12 protein-coding genes (1 of these 12 running past the window's edge) are annotated in these 15,980 nt (G+C 74.7%); 10 read left to right on the forward strand and 2 right to left on the reverse strand.

Annotated elements, in window-relative coordinates:
* Nucleotides 1-336: 336 nt before the first annotated feature.
* Both QPK52_RS16870 and QPK52_RS16875 read left to right on the forward strand, forming a co-directional pair.
* Entirely contained in the window at nucleotides 337-4,038 is a 3,702-nt protein-coding gene (locus tag QPK52_RS16870; RefSeq protein WP_410538330.1) for a glycosyltransferase, read from the forward strand.
* Complete coding sequence (locus tag QPK52_RS16875) at nucleotides 4,035-5,570, forward strand: DUF5719 family protein (RefSeq protein WP_410538331.1); 1,536 nt, start codon at nucleotides 4,035-4,037, stop codon at nucleotides 5,568-5,570. Before QPK52_RS16870 ends, QPK52_RS16875 begins: the two co-directional genes overlap by 4 nt.
* A gap of 63 nt (nucleotides 5,571-5,633) precedes the next feature.
* On the opposite strand, the gene QPK52_RS16880 is transcribed toward QPK52_RS16875, so the two are convergent.
* Nucleotides 5,634-6,110, reverse strand: a complete 477-nt coding sequence (locus QPK52_RS16880) for a metallopeptidase family protein (protein WP_410538332.1) — start codon at nucleotides 6,108-6,110, stop codon at nucleotides 5,634-5,636.
* A gap of 422 nt (nucleotides 6,111-6,532) precedes the next feature.
* On the opposite strand from QPK52_RS16880, the gene QPK52_RS16885 reads away from it, so the two are divergent.
* The 8 genes from QPK52_RS16885 (at nucleotide 6,533) to QPK52_RS16920 (ending at nucleotide 15,049) form a co-directional block, all read left to right on the forward strand.
* Complete coding sequence (locus QPK52_RS16885) at nucleotides 6,533-6,928, forward strand: DUF3499 domain-containing protein (protein WP_237880924.1); 396 nt, start codon at nucleotides 6,533-6,535, stop codon at nucleotides 6,926-6,928.
* 50 nt (nucleotides 6,929-6,978) lie between these two features.
* Complete coding sequence (locus QPK52_RS16890) at nucleotides 6,979-8,337, forward strand: phosphomannomutase/phosphoglucomutase (protein WP_410538333.1); 1,359 nt, start codon at nucleotides 6,979-6,981, stop codon at nucleotides 8,335-8,337.
* 221 nt (nucleotides 8,338-8,558) lie between these two features.
* Nucleotides 8,559-8,729 (forward strand): Trm112 family protein, encoded by a 171-nt coding sequence (locus tag QPK52_RS16895; protein WP_093661033.1) that lies wholly within the window; start codon nucleotides 8,559-8,561, stop codon nucleotides 8,727-8,729.
* 34 nt (nucleotides 8,730-8,763) lie between these two features.
* Entirely contained in the window at nucleotides 8,764-9,936 is a 1,173-nt protein-coding gene (locus QPK52_RS16900) for an SIS domain-containing protein (protein WP_410538334.1), read from the forward strand.
* A 170-nt stretch (nucleotides 9,937-10,106) separates the two neighbouring features.
* Complete coding sequence (gene manA, locus QPK52_RS16905) at nucleotides 10,107-11,318, forward strand: mannose-6-phosphate isomerase, class I (protein WP_410538335.1); 1,212 nt, start codon at nucleotides 10,107-10,109, stop codon at nucleotides 11,316-11,318.
* Nucleotides 11,319-11,468: 150 nt separating this feature from the next.
* Nucleotides 11,469-12,413 carry a cation diffusion facilitator family transporter gene (locus QPK52_RS16910; protein ID WP_410538336.1) on the forward strand — a complete coding sequence of 315 codons (945 nt, stop codon included), beginning with the start codon at nucleotides 11,469-11,471 and terminating at the stop codon, nucleotides 12,411-12,413.
* 415 nt (nucleotides 12,414-12,828) lie between these two features.
* Nucleotides 12,829-14,343: an adenosylhomocysteinase gene (ahcY, locus tag QPK52_RS16915; RefSeq protein WP_410538337.1), complete on the forward strand. Its 1,515-nt coding sequence runs from the start codon at nucleotides 12,829-12,831 to the stop codon at nucleotides 14,341-14,343.
* Between the two features lie 91 nt (nucleotides 14,344-14,434).
* Nucleotides 14,435-15,049: a hypothetical protein gene (locus tag QPK52_RS16920; RefSeq protein ID WP_410538338.1), complete on the forward strand. Its 615-nt coding sequence runs from the start codon at nucleotides 14,435-14,437 to the stop codon at nucleotides 15,047-15,049.
* Between the two features lie 30 nt (nucleotides 15,050-15,079).
* Here the strand turns inward: QPK52_RS16920 and QPK52_RS16925 are convergent, their stop codons facing one another.
* Nucleotides 15,080-15,980, reverse strand: the 3' portion of a protein-coding gene (locus QPK52_RS16925; RefSeq protein ID WP_410538339.1) for an RDD family protein. It continues 74 nt past the right edge of the window; the window shows 901 of its 975 coding nt (coding positions 75-975); its start codon lies off the right edge, out of view; it ends in the stop codon at nucleotides 15,080-15,082.

Raw genomic sequence — 15,980 nt, forward strand, 5'->3', positions numbered from 1 at the left:
GCCCGTCCCCGCCCTCCCGAACGTCCGCGCGACATCCCGGCCGTGCGACCGCCTGGCGAAGCGCCAGGACGACCGGCGGACGAAACGGCACAGGACACCGCACGGACCACAGAGCAACCCCGTCCGCCCCCGCGCGCCGCGCGGGGGCGGACCGCTGCGCGGGCGCCGGTACCCAGGACCCCGGACGCCGGGACGCGTTCAGCCATTAGTGTGGGGGGCCGTCCACGACGCGGCCGCCGAGCGCACGGCACCCGCGTCCAGCACACTTCCAGCAGTCCGACGCAGCAGCCTTCCGGGGGGCGACCCCCGGACCCCGGCCGGAGGGCCCCTACCCCGATGTCCGTGCACAGCCACCCGGCGGCCCAGTACGAGGCGGCCACAGCAGCGTTCGTCTCCCCGCGGCCCGAGGCCGACCCCGGCGGGCCGCCGGAGTTCCCCAAGCACGTCGTCACCGCCGTGCTCGTCTCCCACGACGGCGAGCGCTGGCTGCCCGAAGTCCTGGCCGGGATCACCGGCCAGGAGCGGCCGGTGCAGGACGTGATCGCCGCCGACACCGGCAGCGCCGACGACTCCGCGCGGCTGGTCTCCGAGGCGATCGGTTCCGACCGCGTACTGCACCTCGCCCGTCGCACCGGCTTCGGCGCGGCGGTCGGCGAGGCGGCCCGCACCGCGCCCGTCCTCGGCCCCGACGACCTGGCATACCTCAGGCGGCCCAGCGGCTGGGACCCGGTCACCCGGACCTGGCGCGACGACGCCTACGACATGCCCGAACTGCCCTACGGCGAACCCGTCCAGTGGCTGTGGCTGCTGCACGACGACTGCGCGCCCGCGCCGGACGCCCTCGCCGAACTGCTCCGCGTCGCCGACGCCGACGAGACGGCCGCCGTCGTCGGCCCCAAGCTGCGCAGCTGGTACAACCGCCGGCAGCTGCTGGAGGTCGGCGTCTCCATCGCCGACAGCGGCCGCCGCTGGACCGGCCTGGACCGGCGGGAGCAGGACCAGGGCCAGTACGACCAGGTGCGGCAGGTGCTGTCCGTCTCCACCGCCGGCATGCTCATACGCCGCGACGTCTTCGAGCGGCTCGGCGGCTTCGACCGCTACCTGCCGCTGATGCGCGATGACGTGGACCTGTGCTGGCGGGTCCAGGCCGCCGGGTACCGGGTGCTCGTCGCGCCCGACGCCGTCGTCCGGCACGCCGAGGCGTCCTCCCGGGAGAGGCGGCCCATCGACTGCGTCGGGCGCTCGGTCGCCGGTCCGCACCGCGTGGACAAGGCGGGCGCGGTCTACACACTGCTCGTCAACACCCCCGGGAAGAAGCTGCCCTGGGTCCTGCTGCGGCTGGTCCTCGGCACCCTGCTGAGGATGCTCGCCTATCTGGTCGGCAAGGTGCCCGGACAGGCGCTCGACGAGTTCAGAGGGCTCATGGGCACCCTCCTGCGCCCCGAGCGCATCCTCGCCGCCCGGCGCAGGCGCGGCAGACCCGCGGTCGCGCACTCGGAGCTGCGCCCCCTCTTCCCGCCCCCGGGCGCGACCGTACGCGCCACCGCCGAGCAGGTGGCGGGCAGCCTCGCCCGGCGCTCCGACTCCGACGTCTCCTCCGGCGCGCGGCACGGCGCCGTCGAGACCGGGCCCGGCGACGACGACGCCGACTTCCTGGAGGTCGAGCAGTTCGCGCGGCTGAAGCGGATCGCCCGCAAGCCGGCGCCCGTGCTCTTCGCCGTGCTCCTCCTCGCCTCCCTGGCGGCCTGCCGCGACCTGCTGGGCGGCGGGGCGCTGGCCGGCGGCGCACTGCTGCCCGCGCCCGGTTCCGCCGCCGACCTGTGGGCGCGCCACCTGGAGGTCTGGCAGCCGGTCGGCACCGGCGTCGCCGAGTCCGCACCGCCGTATCTGGCGGTCCTCGCCACGCTCGCCACCGTCTTCCTCGGCAGCACCGGGTTCACCCTCACCCTGCTGCTGGTCTGCTCGGTGCCGCTGGCGGGGCTCACCGCCTACTTCGCCTCCCGGCCGCTGGTCGGCTCCCGGCTGCTGCGCGCCTGGGGCGCGGTCGCCTACGCGTTCCTGCCCGCCGTCACCGGGGCCCTGGCGGGCGGCCGGCTCGGCACCGCCGTGCTCGCGATCGTCCTGCCGCTGATGGCCCGGGCCGCGGTCGCGGCCTCGGGGCTGCGGACGGCCGGGGACGCCCGGCCGGGCTGGCGCCCCGTGTGGGCCCTGGCCCTGCTGCTCACCCTCACCACCGCCTTCACCCCCGTCGTCTGGCCGGTCACCGCCGTACTCGCGCTGGCCGTACTGGCCCTGAGGGTGCGGCAGCGCGCTCACGCGGGGGCCTACGCGGTCCGCACCGCCGTGCTGCTCGCGGTGCCGATGGTGCTGCTGGCGCCGTGGTCGGCGGGGCTGCTGACCAGCCCCTCGGCCTTCCTGCGCGAGGCGGGGCTGCCGTACGGCGAGGGCAGCGCCTCCGCCGCCGGCCTGCTGACCCTCGACCCCGGCGGGCCCGGAACGGTGGGCGGGATGCTCTTCGCGGGTGTGGTGCTCGCCGCCCTCGCCGCGCTGCTGCGCTCCGAGCGGCGCACCGCGATCCTGGCCGCCTGGACCACCGCCCTGACCGGTCTGCTCTTCGCCGCGCTCACCGGCGGATCCGGCTGGGCCGGGCCCGCGACCCTCGTCTACGGGCTGGGCCTGCTGGCCGCGGCCGTGCTCGGCGCCGAGGGCGCGCGCGGCCGGGTCGCGGCCCAGAGCTTCGGCTGGCGGCAGCCGGTCGCGGCCCTCATCGGCCTCGCGGCCGCCGTGGCGCCCCTGGTGACCGCCGCCGTCTGGATGGCGGGCGGTGCCGACGGGCCGCTGTCGCGGCGCAGCCCGGTGCAGGTCCCGGCGTTCGTCGCCGAGGAGAGCGGCACCCGGGACCGGCCGCGCACCCTCGTCCTGGACGGCGAGACCGGCGCCGGGAAGGCCGGGGACGCCGGGAACACCGCGTCCTCCGCGGCGGCCCGGGTCTCGTACACCCTCGTCCGCGGTTCCGGCGCCCGGCTGGGCGACGGCGACACGGCCCGCGAGGCCGGGGGCGACCGGCGGCTGGACGAGATCGTCGCCAACCTGGTCGCGGGATCCGGCGCCGACCAGGCCGAGCAGCTCAGCGGCTACGCCGTCCGCTACGTCCTGGTGCGCGACGGCGCGCCCCGCGAGATGAGCGGGGTGCTGGACGCGACACCGGGCCTGTCCCGGCTCAGCCAGGAGGACGGCAGCGCGCTGTGGCGGGTGGACGCCCAGGTCGCCCGGATCACCATCGTCCCCCCGGAGGGGAAGGGCGGCGCGGCGGCCGAGCCGGTGACCGTGGGGGCCGGGCCGGTCGAGGCGCGCGCCGGCGTTCCCGCCGGGCCCGCCGGGCGGGTGCTGCGGATCGCCGATGCCGCCGACCCCGGCTGGCGGGCCACGCTGGACGGGCGCCCGCTCAAGCCCGTCACCGTGGACGGCTGGGCGCAGGGTTTCGAACTGCCCGCCGAGGGCGGCCGGCTGGAGCTGGTCCACGAGACCCCCGCGGCGCACACCGCATGGGTGTGGGCGCAGGGCTTCCTGATGCTGGTGGTGCTGGTCATGGCGCTGCCGGGGCGCCGCCGCGAGATCGACGACGACCTGCCCGAGGCGGCCGAGGCGGTACCGGCCCAGCCGGTGGAGGGCGAGGGCCGGCGGGCCCGCAGGCTGCGCGCGGCGCAGGAGACGGCGGACGGCCCGCCGCCGCTGACCGAACCCGAACCCGAACCCGAACCGGCACCGGAACCGGAACCCGGACCCCAGCCCCCGTACGCGCCGCAGCAGCAGGGCTGGGACGGCTGGGACGGGCAGCGGTACGCAGGCCAGGGCGACCCGTACGCACAGCAGGGCGGGCAGCCCCGGCCCCCGTACGACGGCGGCGCCTACGACGGCGCTTACGGCGGCGGGACCTACGACGGCACCTACGGCGACACCTACGGCGGCGGCGCGTACGGCGGCGGCTACGGCGCCCAGGACGGCACGACGTACGGCGACAGGAGCGACCGCGCATGAACCGCACCATCCACTCCCTGATCGGCGTGGTCGCCGCGCTGGCCGCCGTCACCGGCGTCGCGTCGCTGACCGCCCCCTCCGACGAGCCCGCCGCCGGCCCCGCCGCCGCCCGGCTCCCCGTGGAACGCTCCACACTGGTGTGCCCGCAGCCGGCCTCCTCGGAGGTGGGCGAGACCACGTACACGGCCTACACGCCCGAGGGCGGCGCCGAGCGGAAGGGGACCGCGGGCAGCGGGGCCGGGCTGCTGCCGGCCGGGGGCACCCTGGAAGGCGGCGGCCGCGGCGGCGAGGACGGGGGGAAGACCGACGAGCCCGACCCCGTCGTCCCCCTGGAGAAGCCCGGCGTCCCGGTCACCGCCGAGGCGGACAGCAGCGGCTCGCCCGCACTGACCGGCTCGGCAGACGGAAGCCTCGCCCCCGGCTGGACGGTCCAGCAGACCACCCTCGTCACCGCGGGCACCGGCCGCGGGCTGCTGGGCGTCTCCTGCACGGCGCCCGGCACCGAGTTCTGGTTCCCCGGCGCGAGCACCGCGAAGTCGCGCCACGACTACATCCACCTCACCAACCCCGACGACGCCCCGGCCGTGGTCGACCTGGAGCTGTACGGCAAGGACGGCTCGGTGAAGACCGAGAGCGGCGAGGGCCTCAACGTCCCCGGCCGCTCCACGGTCCCCGTGCTGCTCTCCACGCTCTCGCGCGAGCCGGTCACCAACGTGGTCCTGCACGTGGTGGCGCGCAGCGGCCGGATCGGGGCCCAGGTGCAGTCGCTCGACGAGAAGCTCGGCGGCGACTGGCTGCCGGCCTCCGCCGACTCCCGGGGCTCCCTGGTCCTGCCCGGTATCCCGGCCGACGCCACCGCAGTACGCCTGGTCGTCTTCGCGCCCGGTGAGAAGGACGCGGACCTGAAGGTGCGGCTGGCCACCCCCACCGGCGCCATCACCCCCGCGGGCCAGGAGACCCTCCACGTCAGGAGCGGTACGACCACCGCCGTGGACCTCGGCGACGTGACCAGGGGCGAACCGGGTTCGCTGATCCTCTCCCCGGCCGAGGAGGGCGGCGGCGCCCGGGTCGTGGCGGCGCTGCGCGTGCTGCGCGGCGAGGGAGCGCGGCAGGAGACGGCGTTCATCCCCGCCACCGAGCCCGTCCGGGAGCGGGCGTCCGCGGCCGGAAGCGACGCCGGGGCGAGGAACGGCGAGGACGGCGGTACGGTCCTGTCGCTGGTGGCGCCGGAGAAGGCCGCGAAGGTGCGGGTGACGGCGTCGGCGGGCAGCGGTGGCGGCGAACCGGTCAGCAAGACGTTCGACCTCAAGGCCGGCACCACGACGGCCGTCGACGATCTGCGGCCGGAGGGGGCGAAGGGGCGCTACGCGCTCACCGTCGAACGGCTGTCGGGCGGGACGGTGTACGCGGCCCGGACGCTGTCGCTGGTGGACGACGGCATCCCGATGTTCACCGTGCAGACGCTCCCGGACGACCGGGGGACGGTGGCGGTGCCGCGGGCCGGGCAGGACCTGTCGGTGCTCGTCGACTGAGCGGGTGTACGGCGGGCCGGGCCCGGCGGGCGTCCTCGGGACGCCCGCCGGGCCCGGCCCGCCTCAGTCCTGCCCGTAGCGCGGGTCGATCGACTCCGGCGCCAGTCCGAGGAGTCCGGCGACCTGCTCGACGACCACCTCGTGGACGAGCAGCGCCCGGTCGTCGCGCGTCCTGGCGCGCAGCTCGATGGGCCGCCGGTAGACGACGATGCGGTCGGGGCGGCCGTCCCGCGCGGCCGCGTACCGGCCGAGCGGCACGCTGTCCGGGCCGTCGAGCCAGCCGTCGACCCAGTCGCCGGGCCCGCCGTCCCCCGGCGCGGCGGGCGGTACCTCCTGCACCACGAACTCCACCCCGGACAACTGCGGCCACTGTCTCTCCAGCCGGTCCGCGGAGTCGCGCACCAGGTCGTCGAAGACGTCGGCGCGGCTCATGGCGAGCGGCACCTGGGGCGGCGCGATGGGGCCGCGCATGCCGCGTCCATGGCGATCCCGGCGACGCGGTCGCGGATCGGGCCGGCGGGGCGGTACGGGGTTGTTCATCACCTTGAGAGTAGCCGCCCGGAGGGGGCCTGAGAGCAGGGATGACGCGGCCCCGCCGTCCCGTGCCGCCGTCCCACGGCGCCGTACAGCGGCCTCGCGCCGTCCCGCGCGCCGTCCCACGCTCCTCGGAGCACGGGACGGCGTCCACCACCGGTTGTCGGAGAGCGACCGGTTCCGTTTTTCCGCGGTGCCGTTTCGGACAACTCTCCGATCGATGATCGCTCCTCGATGACGGAATCCGAACGAAGGGGTAACGGCGCCTATGTCAGGCTTCCGCCCCGCCGCCAACCGGACTTTTCCGGCCCGTGCCAGGTCAGCCGGTCCGCCGCCGCGGCGCGGGAACCCGGCGGGCCGGCACGACACAACAGGGTGACCTCCCGGAGAGTCGTCGCGGCCCGCTCAAGAGTGCGGTACCGTCCAACATCGTGAGCCCTGTACGTCGCTGTTCGCGCACCGCGTGCGGCCGCCCTGCCGTGGCGACGCTGACGTACGTCTACGCGGACTCGACGGCCGTCCTCGGCCCCCTCGCGACCTATGCCGAGCCCCACTGCTACGACCTGTGCTCGGAGCACTCGGAACGGCTGACCGCCCCGCGCGGCTGGGAGGTCGTCCGCCTCGCCGTGGACGCGGGTCCCGCCCGTCCCAGCGGTGACGACCTCGAAGCCCTGGCCAACGCCGTCCGCGAGGCCGCCCGCACCCCGCAGCGCAGGAAGCCCGCCCCCACCGAGCAGCCCGGCTCCGGCGGCGTGCGCGAGACGGATCTGATGGAGGTGGCTCGACGTGGCCACCTGCGGGTACTGCGTTCCCCCGAGAACTGATCGCCCCGTTACATTTGGGGCGTCGCCAGATACTCCAGAAGGGGTGGACCGTGCCTGACCTGTCACACATCGTGAAGGCGTACGACGTACGTGGTGTGGTGCCCGACCAGTGGGACGAATCCCTCGCCGAGCTGTTCGGCGCGGCGTTCGCGACGGTCACGGGCGCGAGCGCGATCGTGGTCGGACACGACATGCGCCCCTCCTCGCCGGGCCTGTCGCGGGCCTTCGCCCGGGGCGCGGCCGCCCGCGGCGCCGACGTCACCGAGATCGGCCTGTGCTCCACCGACCAGCTCTACTTCGCCAGCGGCCGGCTCGACCTGCCCGGCGCGATGTTCACCGCCAGCCACAACCCCGCCCGGTACAACGGCATCAAGATGTGCCGGGCCGGCGCCGCCCCCGTCGGCCAGGACACCGGCCTGGCCGACATCCGCGCGCTGGTGGAGGAGTGGGCCGCCACCGGGGCCCCCGAGCCGGTGGAGAAGCCGGGGACGATCACGCAGCAGGACGTGCTGGCCGACTACGCCGCCCATCTGCGCTCACTGGTCGACCTCACCGGGATCCGCCCGCTGAAGGCCGTCGTCGACGCGGGCAACGGCATGGGCGGCCACACCGTCCCCACCGTCCTCGACGGCCTGCCGGTCGAGCTGGACGCGATGTACTTCGAACTCGACGGCACCTTCCCCAACCACGAGGCCAACCCGCTGGATCCGGCCAACATCGTCGACCTCCAGGCCCGGGTGCGGGAGACCGGCGCCGACATCGGCCTGGCCTTCGACGGCGACGCCGACCGGTGCTTCGTCGTGGACGAGCGGGGCGAGCCCGTCCCGCCCTCGGCGATCACCGCCCTGGTCGCGGAGCGCGAGCTGGCCAAGCACCCCGGCTCCACCGTGATCCACAACTGCATCACCTCCTGGTCCGTCCCCGAGGTCGTCAAGGAGGCGGGCGGCACCCCGCTGCGCACCCGGGTGGGCCACTCCTTCATCAAGGAGGAGATGGCGCGCACCGGCGCGGTCTTCGGCGGCGAGCACTCGGCGCACTACTACTTCCGCGACTTCTGGAACGCCGACACCGGCATGCTCGCCGCCCTCCACGTCCTGGCCGCGCTCGGCGGACAGCAGGGCACCCTGTCGGAACTGGTCGCCCGCTACGACCGCTACGCGGCCTCCGGCGAGATCAACAGCACCGTCGACGACCAGGCGGGACGCGCCGCCGCGGTGAGGGCCGCCTACGAAGGGCGAGAGGGCCTGACGCTGGACGAGCTGGACGGCCTGACGGTCACGGCGTCCGACTGGTGGTTCAACCTCCGCCCCTCCAACACCGAGCCGCTGCTGCGCCTGAACGTCGAGGCGCGCGACGCGGAGACGGCCGCCCGGGTCCGCGACGAGGTACTGGCGATCGTCCGCTCCTGACGGGCCGGACCGGCGAGCACCGCACGGCGGCGCCGGGACCGGCCACCGGTCCCGGCACCGCCCCGCCGCCCGCCGCGCGCTCACCGGACCACGGACGCCCCGCCGTCCGCCACGGCACCGTGCCGCGGCACCCGCCGACGGGGAGCGGTCTCCCGGCGGTACGCTGACCGCACGACAGCACCACGGAACAGCACCGCATCCGCCCCGAAGGGACGCACCCCATGCCGCTCGAAGCCGGTCTCCTGGAGATCCTCGCCTGCCCGGCGTGCCACTCCCCCCTCCGCGAGGAAGGCGACGAACTGGTCTGCGACGGCAGCGAGTGCAAGCTGGCGTACCCCGTCCGGGACGGCATCCCCGTCCTCCTGGTCGACGAGGCACGCCGTCCCGCCTGAGCACGACCGCCCCCGGCGACCGGAGAGGCCGCACATGCTGGACGAGACACTGCTCGACGCCCCCGACGCCCTGGCCGGAGCCGACACCCACGGCCTGCTGCGCGGAGCCGCCGCCTCCGGCGCCCGCGCCCGTACGGCCCTGCGGCACGCCACCGAGGCGGGACTTACCGAACTGCGTCCCGACGGCCGCCCCCGCGCCATCCTCGTCGCGGGCACCGGACCGGCCGTCTCCTGCGTCGCCGACCTCCTCGCGGCCTTCGGCAACGGGGCCGTCCCCGTCACGCGGCTCCACCCCGCGGGCTCCCTCCCCGACCCCGGCGCGCTGCGCTGGACGCTGCCGGGCTGGGCCGGTCCGCTGGACCTGCTGCTGCTCGCCACCCCGGACGGCCACGAGGGCGGCCTGACCGAGCTCGCCGAGCAGGCGTACCGCCGGGGCTGCACCGTCGTCTCCGTCAGCCCCGCCCCCGCCCCGCTGGCCGAGGCGACCATCCAGGCCCGCGGCCTGGCCGTACCGCTGGCCGAGGCACCCGGGGAGCACTACGAGGGCCCCGACCCGCGCGACGCCTACGAGCGGCAGACCCCGGCCCCGCCCGCCGCCCCCGGCGTCCTGTGGGCGCTGCTCACCCCGCTCCTCGCCCTGGCCGACCGGCTCGGCCTGGCCGCCGCCGGCCCCGAGGAGCTCGCCGCGCTCGCCGACCGCCTCGACCGGGTCGCCGAGCGGTGCGGCCCCGCCGCCGCCACCTACGGCAACCCCGCCAAGACCCTGGCCGCGGAACTCTCCGACGCGCTGCCGCTGCTGTGGAGCGAGGGCACCGTCGCGACCGCCGCCGCCCGCCACTTCGCCACCACCCTCACCTCGCTCGTCGGCCGCCCGGCGCTGGCCGCCCTCCTGCCGGAGGCGCTCACCACACACGGTGCCCTGCTGACCGGCTCCTTCGCGGGCGCGGAGGACACCGACGACTTCTTCCGGGACAGGGTGGAGGAGCCCGAGGCGATGCGCGCCCGGATCGTCCTGCTGCGCGAGGGCCCCCCGGCGGCCCACTCCGCCGCCGTCGCCGCCCGCGACCTGGCGTACGGGCACGGCACCCCGGTCAGCGAACTGGAGCCGGCCGAGGGCAGCACCCCTCTGGAGGCCACCGCCGAACTGCTGGCCACCGTGGACTTCGCCGCCGTCTACCTGGCGCTCGCCGGCGGCGAGCGGCGCTGACAGGGACGCCCGGCCCGGGGCGCCGGGTTCGCGGGGCGCCGGGCCTGGGACCTGCGGGCCCAAGACGCCCGAGCGCCGGAGCAGTTCAGAGCCGTCAAGAGCCGTCAGAGCCCGGACGACGAGGTCCGGGCCCGTAACAAGGACCCAAGGACCCAAGGACACCACCCCGCATGGACCTCCTCACCAACACCGTGCGCCCCTACGCCTGGGGCTCCACCACCGCCATCCCCGAACTGCTGGGCACCGAGCCCACCGGTGAACCGCAGGCCGAGATGTGGATGGGAGCCCATCCCGGCGCACCGTCGCGGATCGACCGCGCGGGAGGCGGGACGTCCCTGTCGGAGGCGATCGCGGCCGACCCCGAGGGCGAGCTGGGCCCGGCGGTCGTCGAGGCGTTCGGACCGCGGCTGCCGTTCCTGTTCAAGGTGCTGGCGGCCGCCTCCCCGCTCTCCCTCCAGGTGCACCCCGACCTCGTCCAGGCCAGGGAGGGCTTCGCCGACGAGGAGGAGCGCGGCGTCCCGGCCGACGCCCCGCACCGCAACTACAAGGACGCCAACCACAAGCCCGAACTCATCTGCGCCCTCACGCCCTTCACCGGCCTGTGCGGCTTCCGCCGCCCCGCCGGGACCGCCGACCTGCTGGAGGCCCTGGACGTCGGCGGCCTCAAGCCCTACGCGGACATCCTGCGCGCCCGGCCCGAGGACGAGGCGCTGGGCGAGGTGCTGACCGCCGTACTCTCCGCGGACCGGGAGGCGATGGCCGAGACCGTCGAAGCGGCGGCCGCGGCGGCCCGGCGGCTGGCCGCCGGGGAAGGACCGTACGCCCGGGAGTACGCCGCCTACGCCGGCATCGCCGGCCACTACCCCGGCGATCCGGGCGTCCTGGCCGCGATGCTGCTCAACGTCGTGCGCCTGGAGCCCGGCGACGCCCTCTACCTCGGCGCCGGAGTCCCGCACGCCTACCTCGGCGGCCTGGGCGTGGAGCTGATGGCCAACTCCGACAACGTGCTGCGCTGCGGCCTGACCCCCAAGCACGTGGACGTCCCCGAACTGCTGCGCGTCGTCCGCTTCGAGCCGACGGAGCCGGAGGTGCTGCGGCCGCGCACCACCTCCGGGGGCGAGGAGGTGTACGCGGCGCCCGTCGACGAGTTCCGGCTCTCCCGGTACGTTCTGGCACCCGGCTCCGAACCGCACGACCTGGACGACCGGACACCGCAGATCCTGCTGTGCACGGACGGGGAGATCACCCTGCGGGAGGTGACCGGAGGCGGCGGAGGCGGTGAACTCGTCCTCGCCCGGGGCCGGTCGGCCTTCGTACGGGCGGGCGAGCGTGTGGCGGTCTCCGGCAGCGGTACGCTCTTCCGCGCGACCGTGGCCGTATGACCGCGGTGTGACCGCACCACCGCACCGCACACTGCCGCGCCGCGAGTACCGGTGCCCGGCAGGGGAACGAGCCCCGCACCGGCTCCCTCCCCGGAACCGGACCTCGACCCGGAACAAGCCCTGCCGTCTTCCCAGGAGAGTCAGCCTTCCATGAGCGCATCAGGCGGAACCAAGGCGATCGTCGCGGCGCTGGCCGCCAACCTGTCCATCGCCGCGGCCAAGTTCGTGGCGTTCGCCTTCAGCGGCTCCTCGTCGATGCTCGCGGAGGGCGTCCACTCCGTCGCCGACTCGGGCAACCAGGCTCTGCTGCTGCTCGGCCACAAGAAGGCGAAGAGGAAGGCGAGCGAGGAGCACCCCTTCGGATACGGGCGCGAGCGCTACATCTACTCCTTCCTCGTGGCCATCGTCCTGTTCTCGGTCGGCGGCCTCTTCGCCCTCTACGAGGGTTACGAGAAGATCAGGCACCCGCACGAAATCTCGCACTGGTACTGGCCGGTGGGAGTCCTGGTCTTCGCGATCATCGCCGAGATCTTCTCCTTCCGCACCGCGATCAAGGAGTCCAACGCGGTCCGCGGCACGCAGTCGTGGACGGCTTTCGTCAGGCGGGCCAAGGCGCCCGAGCTGCCGGTCGTGCTCCTGGAGGACCTCGGCGCCCTGGTCGGCCTCATCCTGGCCCTGGGCGGCGTCGGCCTGGCGCTCCTGACCGGCGACCCGGTGTGGGACGGCATCGGCACCATCTGCATCGGTGTGCTGCTCGTCCTCATCGCGATCATCCTCGCGGTGGAGACCAAGTCCCTGCTGCTGGGCGAGTCGGCCGGGCCGGAGGAGCTCGGGAAGATCCGGGCGGCGATCGTCGACGGTGAGCGGGTCACCCGGATCATCCACATGCGCACGCTCCACCTCGGCCCGGAGGAACTGCTGGTCGCCGCCAAGATCGCGGTGGAGAGCCACGAGTCGGCGGCCGAGGTGGCCCGGGCGATCGACGAGGCCGAGCACCGGGTCCGCACGGCGGTTCCCATCGCCCGCGTGATCTACCTGGAGCCGGACATGTACCGGGCGGCCGAGACGGAGGAAGCCGCCGCCAAGGCGCTCTGAGCGGCGGTGGGCGGTACGGCGGCGCGACACGGTGAAGCGGCCCGGGACGGACTCCCTCCGTCCCGGGCCGCTTCACCGTGTCACCGGCCGCACCCGCTCCGGTGACCGGAAACCCGCGGTCCCGCCCGGCGCCCGTGCCCCGTCCCATCCGGGTGACGCGCCGAACGTGTAGCCTCGGAAAGGCACAGACGTCGCTGCTGATGGCGGTCGGGCGGCCACACGGGCCGGCCGAGGGAGAGAGGGCCTCCGACGGACTGCGCTGCGGTCAGGGGACACGTACGTTCGTTCTCATGGTGCGTACGGTGACGACGGCACACCACGGCGGACCGCCGGTGTGCCCGGGTCCCGCGTGCCTGTCCGCTGCCGCAGACCAGCCAGCCATGACACCTCGACCGATTCCGAGGAGCAGCTTCCGATGACGACGACCGACGCGCCCACCGGCGCATCGACCGACGCGACCGACACTTCGACCGGCACTCCGGCCGGCACCGCACCGGACTTCAAGGTGGCGGATCTGTCCCTGGCGGCGTTCGGCCGCAAGGAGATCACGCTGGCCGAGCACGAGATGCCCGGTCTGATGGCGATCCGGCGGGAGTACGCCGCCGCGCGGCCGCTGGCCGGGGCGCGGATCACCGGGTCGCTGCACATGACGGTGCAGACCGCGGTGCTGATCGAGACGCTGGTGGCGCTGGGGGCGCGGGTGCGCTGGGCCTCGTGCAACATCTTCTCCACCCAGGACCACGCCGCCGCCGCGGTCGCGGTGGGTCCGGACGGCACGCCCGAGGATCCGCGCGGGGTGCCGGTGTTCGCCTGGAAGGGCGAGACGCTCGAAGAGTACTGGTGGTGCACCGAGCAGGCGCTGACCTGGCCGGACGCGCCCACCGGCGGGCCGAACATGATTCTGGACGACGGCGGGGACGCCACGCTGCTGGTGCACAAGGGGGTGGAGTACGAGAAGGCCGGCGCCGTGCCGGACGTCGCCACGGCCGAGTCCGAGGAGCACGCGGTGATCCTGGGCCTGCTGGCCCGCACCCTGGGAGAGAACCCCACCAAGTGGACGCAGTTGGCGTCGGAGATCCGCGGGGTGACCGAGGAGACCACCACCGGGGTGCACCGGCTGTACGAGATGCAGCGCGAGGGCGCCCTGCTCTTCCCGGCGATCAACGTCAACGACTCGGTGACCAAGTCGAAGTTCGACAACAAGTACGGCTGCCGGCACTCGCTGATCGACGGCATCAACCGGGCCACCGACACCCTGATCGGCGGCAAGGTGGCGGTGGTCTGCGGCTACGGCGATGTGGGCAAGGGGTGCGCGGAGTCGCTGCGCGGCCAGGGCGCGCGGGTGATCGTCACCGAGATCGACCCGATCTGCGCGCTGCAGGCCGCGATGGACGGCTACCAGGTCGCCACCTTGGAGGAGGTGGTGGAGAGCGCCGACATCTTCGTCACCACCACCGGCAACAAGGACATCATCCTGGCCTCCCACATGGCGCGGATGAAGCACCAGGCGATCGTGGGCAACATCGGGCACTTCGACAACGAGATCGACATGGCCGGGCTGGCCGCGGTTCCGGGCATCGTCAAGGACGAGGTCAAGCCGCAGGTGCACACCTGGACGTTCCCCGACGGCAAGGCGATCATCGTGCTGTCGGAGGGGCGGCTGCTGAATCTGGGCAATGCCACCGGGCATCCGTCGTTCGTGATGTCGAACTCCTTCGCCAACCAGACGATCGCGCAGATCGAGTTGTTCACCAAGCCGGATGCCTATCCGGTGGGGGTGTATGTGCTGCCCAAGCATCTGGACGAGAAGGTCGCCCGGCTGCATCTGGAGGCGCTGGGGGCGAGGCTGACCGTGCTGCGTCCGGAGCAGGCGGCCTACATCGGGGTGCCGGTGGAGGGTCCGTACAAGCCCGACCACTACCGCTACTGACACCGCCGCCCACACGCGGCACGTCACACAGCAGGCGACACCGTCAGGCCCCCGCTCCACGGCGGGGGCCTGACCCGTAAGGAACCCCACCATGCCCCGCGGCCGCTACTCACTCCACGACCCGCACGACCGCACCCCCCTGGGCGAGGAGCGCTTCCAGTGCGCCACCGGTCCGTCCGGCTGGCGGTACGTCTCGCAGCTCACCGCCCCCTCCGGCGACCGCGCGGGCTCGGTCGACCTCACCCTGGACGGTCTCGGCCGCCCCCTCCGCCTCGAACTGACCACCCCCCACTGGCAGGTACGCGGCGCCGCACTCGACGGCGTGACCTGGGTACGCGCCGACCCGGCCGGAGAGCAGGCACAGGAGGGCAACGCGCCCGCCCACGCCTTCACCGGAGCCTCCCCCGCGTTCCTCGTCGCCACCGCGAGGCTGCTGCGCCCCGCGTCCGGCGCACCGGCCACCCGAGTCCGCCTCGTCGCCTTCGCACCCCCCGTACTCGCCCCCCGCACCCTCGACCAGGCCTGGGCGCTGGTGGACAGCGAAGCACACGCCACCGACAGCGGCCCGCTGACCGTGGACCACTACCGGGTGGACGATCTGGAGACGGGCGAGCGGCACTCCGTCCACATCGCCGGGGACGTCGTCCTGGCCGCCCCCGGCATCGAGCTGGAGGACCTGGAGTCCCCGCCCTCGACGTTCGACTGACCCGCGCGGCCGGGCCCCCTGCGGTCGGCGTCAGGCCGGGGGGACGAAGCCGGTGCGCGGCCCCTCCGCCTCCCCGCCGGCGCCATTGCCGCCGGCGGACGGGCGCTGCGGAGACGGCGCGGGTGCCGGAGGGGCAGAAGGCGGAACAGAGGGAGGAGAGGCGTGCGGAGCCGCCGGGGAAGGGGAGGCCGGCCATGCGGAGCCGGGACCGGCCGGCGGAGGCACGGCGCCGTTCCGGTCGGTCTCCGGCCGGACGCCTTCACCGAAGGCCCGCCGCGCGTCCCGCCCCTGCCGCTCGGCCACCACACCGGACAGGTACACGGCCGGAGGCATCCCCTCCGGCACCGGCGCCCCGGTGAAGCCCGCCACGTCGGCCGCCAGGCGCTGCGCCATCGACCAGCCCACCTGCGGATCGAGCTGGTCCGCGCGCAGCAGGTACTGCCGTACGGCCAGCCACAGCCCGTCCGGCACCCGCGACAGGTCCAGCCCGGCGAAGTGCCCGGCCACCCACGGCGGCGGAGGCGGCACCGGCACCGGCCGCGAGACCGGAATCCGCTCCCGTACCACCAGCGTTCCGGCGAACACGTCGCCGAGCCGCCGGCCCCGCGCGGAGACCAGCGAGGCGATGCACGCGACGACCCCCACCGTCATCTGGATCTCGACGAAGCCCAGCGCTCCGCGGACCAGCGCGTGCCGGAAGCGGATCGGCCCGCCGTCCTCCCGCACCACCCGCAGTCCGCACGCCATCTTCCCCAGCGAACGGCCGTGGGACAGCGTCTCGACCGCGACCGGACCGCCCATCAGCACCAGCACCAGCAGCGCGACGGCGATCGCCGCGGTGGCCGCGTCGTCCAGAGACCCGGTGGCCGACAGCACCGCCACCGACAGAGCCAGATAGACCCCCCAGAGCACGACCAGATCTATGAAGACG

Origin of the sequence: Streptomyces sp. KL2, from assembly GCF_046529545.1 — a bacterium.
Lineage (GTDB): Bacteria > Actinomycetota > Actinomycetes > Streptomycetales > Streptomycetaceae > Streptomyces > Streptomyces radiopugnans.

Bases quoted from the DNA above. Each gene is read 5' to 3' on its own strand.
- QPK52_RS16870 (WP_410538330.1), top strand. From the start codon at position 337: ATGTCCGTGCACAGCCACCCGGCGGCCCAGTACGAGGCGGCCACAGCA.
- QPK52_RS16875 (WP_410538331.1), top strand. From the start codon at position 4,035: ATGAACCGCACCATCCACTCCCTGATCGGCGTGGTCGCCGCGCTGGCC.
- QPK52_RS16880 (WP_410538332.1), bottom strand. From the start codon at position 6,110: ATGAACAACCCCGTACCGCCCCGCCGGCCCGATCCGCGACCGCGTCGC.
- QPK52_RS16895 (WP_093661033.1), top strand. From the start codon at position 8,559: ATGCCGCTCGAAGCCGGTCTCCTGGAGATCCTCGCCTGCCCGGCGTGC.
- QPK52_RS16900 (WP_410538334.1), top strand. From the start codon at position 8,764: ATGCTGGACGAGACACTGCTCGACGCCCCCGACGCCCTGGCCGGAGCC.
- manA (WP_410538335.1), top strand. From the start codon at position 10,107: ATGGACCTCCTCACCAACACCGTGCGCCCCTACGCCTGGGGCTCCACC.
- QPK52_RS16910 (WP_410538336.1), top strand. From the start codon at position 11,469: ATGAGCGCATCAGGCGGAACCAAGGCGATCGTCGCGGCGCTGGCCGCC.
- ahcY (WP_410538337.1), top strand. From the start codon at position 12,829: ATGACGACGACCGACGCGCCCACCGGCGCATCGACCGACGCGACCGAC.
- QPK52_RS16920 (WP_410538338.1), top strand. From the start codon at position 14,435: ATGCCCCGCGGCCGCTACTCACTCCACGACCCGCACGACCGCACCCCC.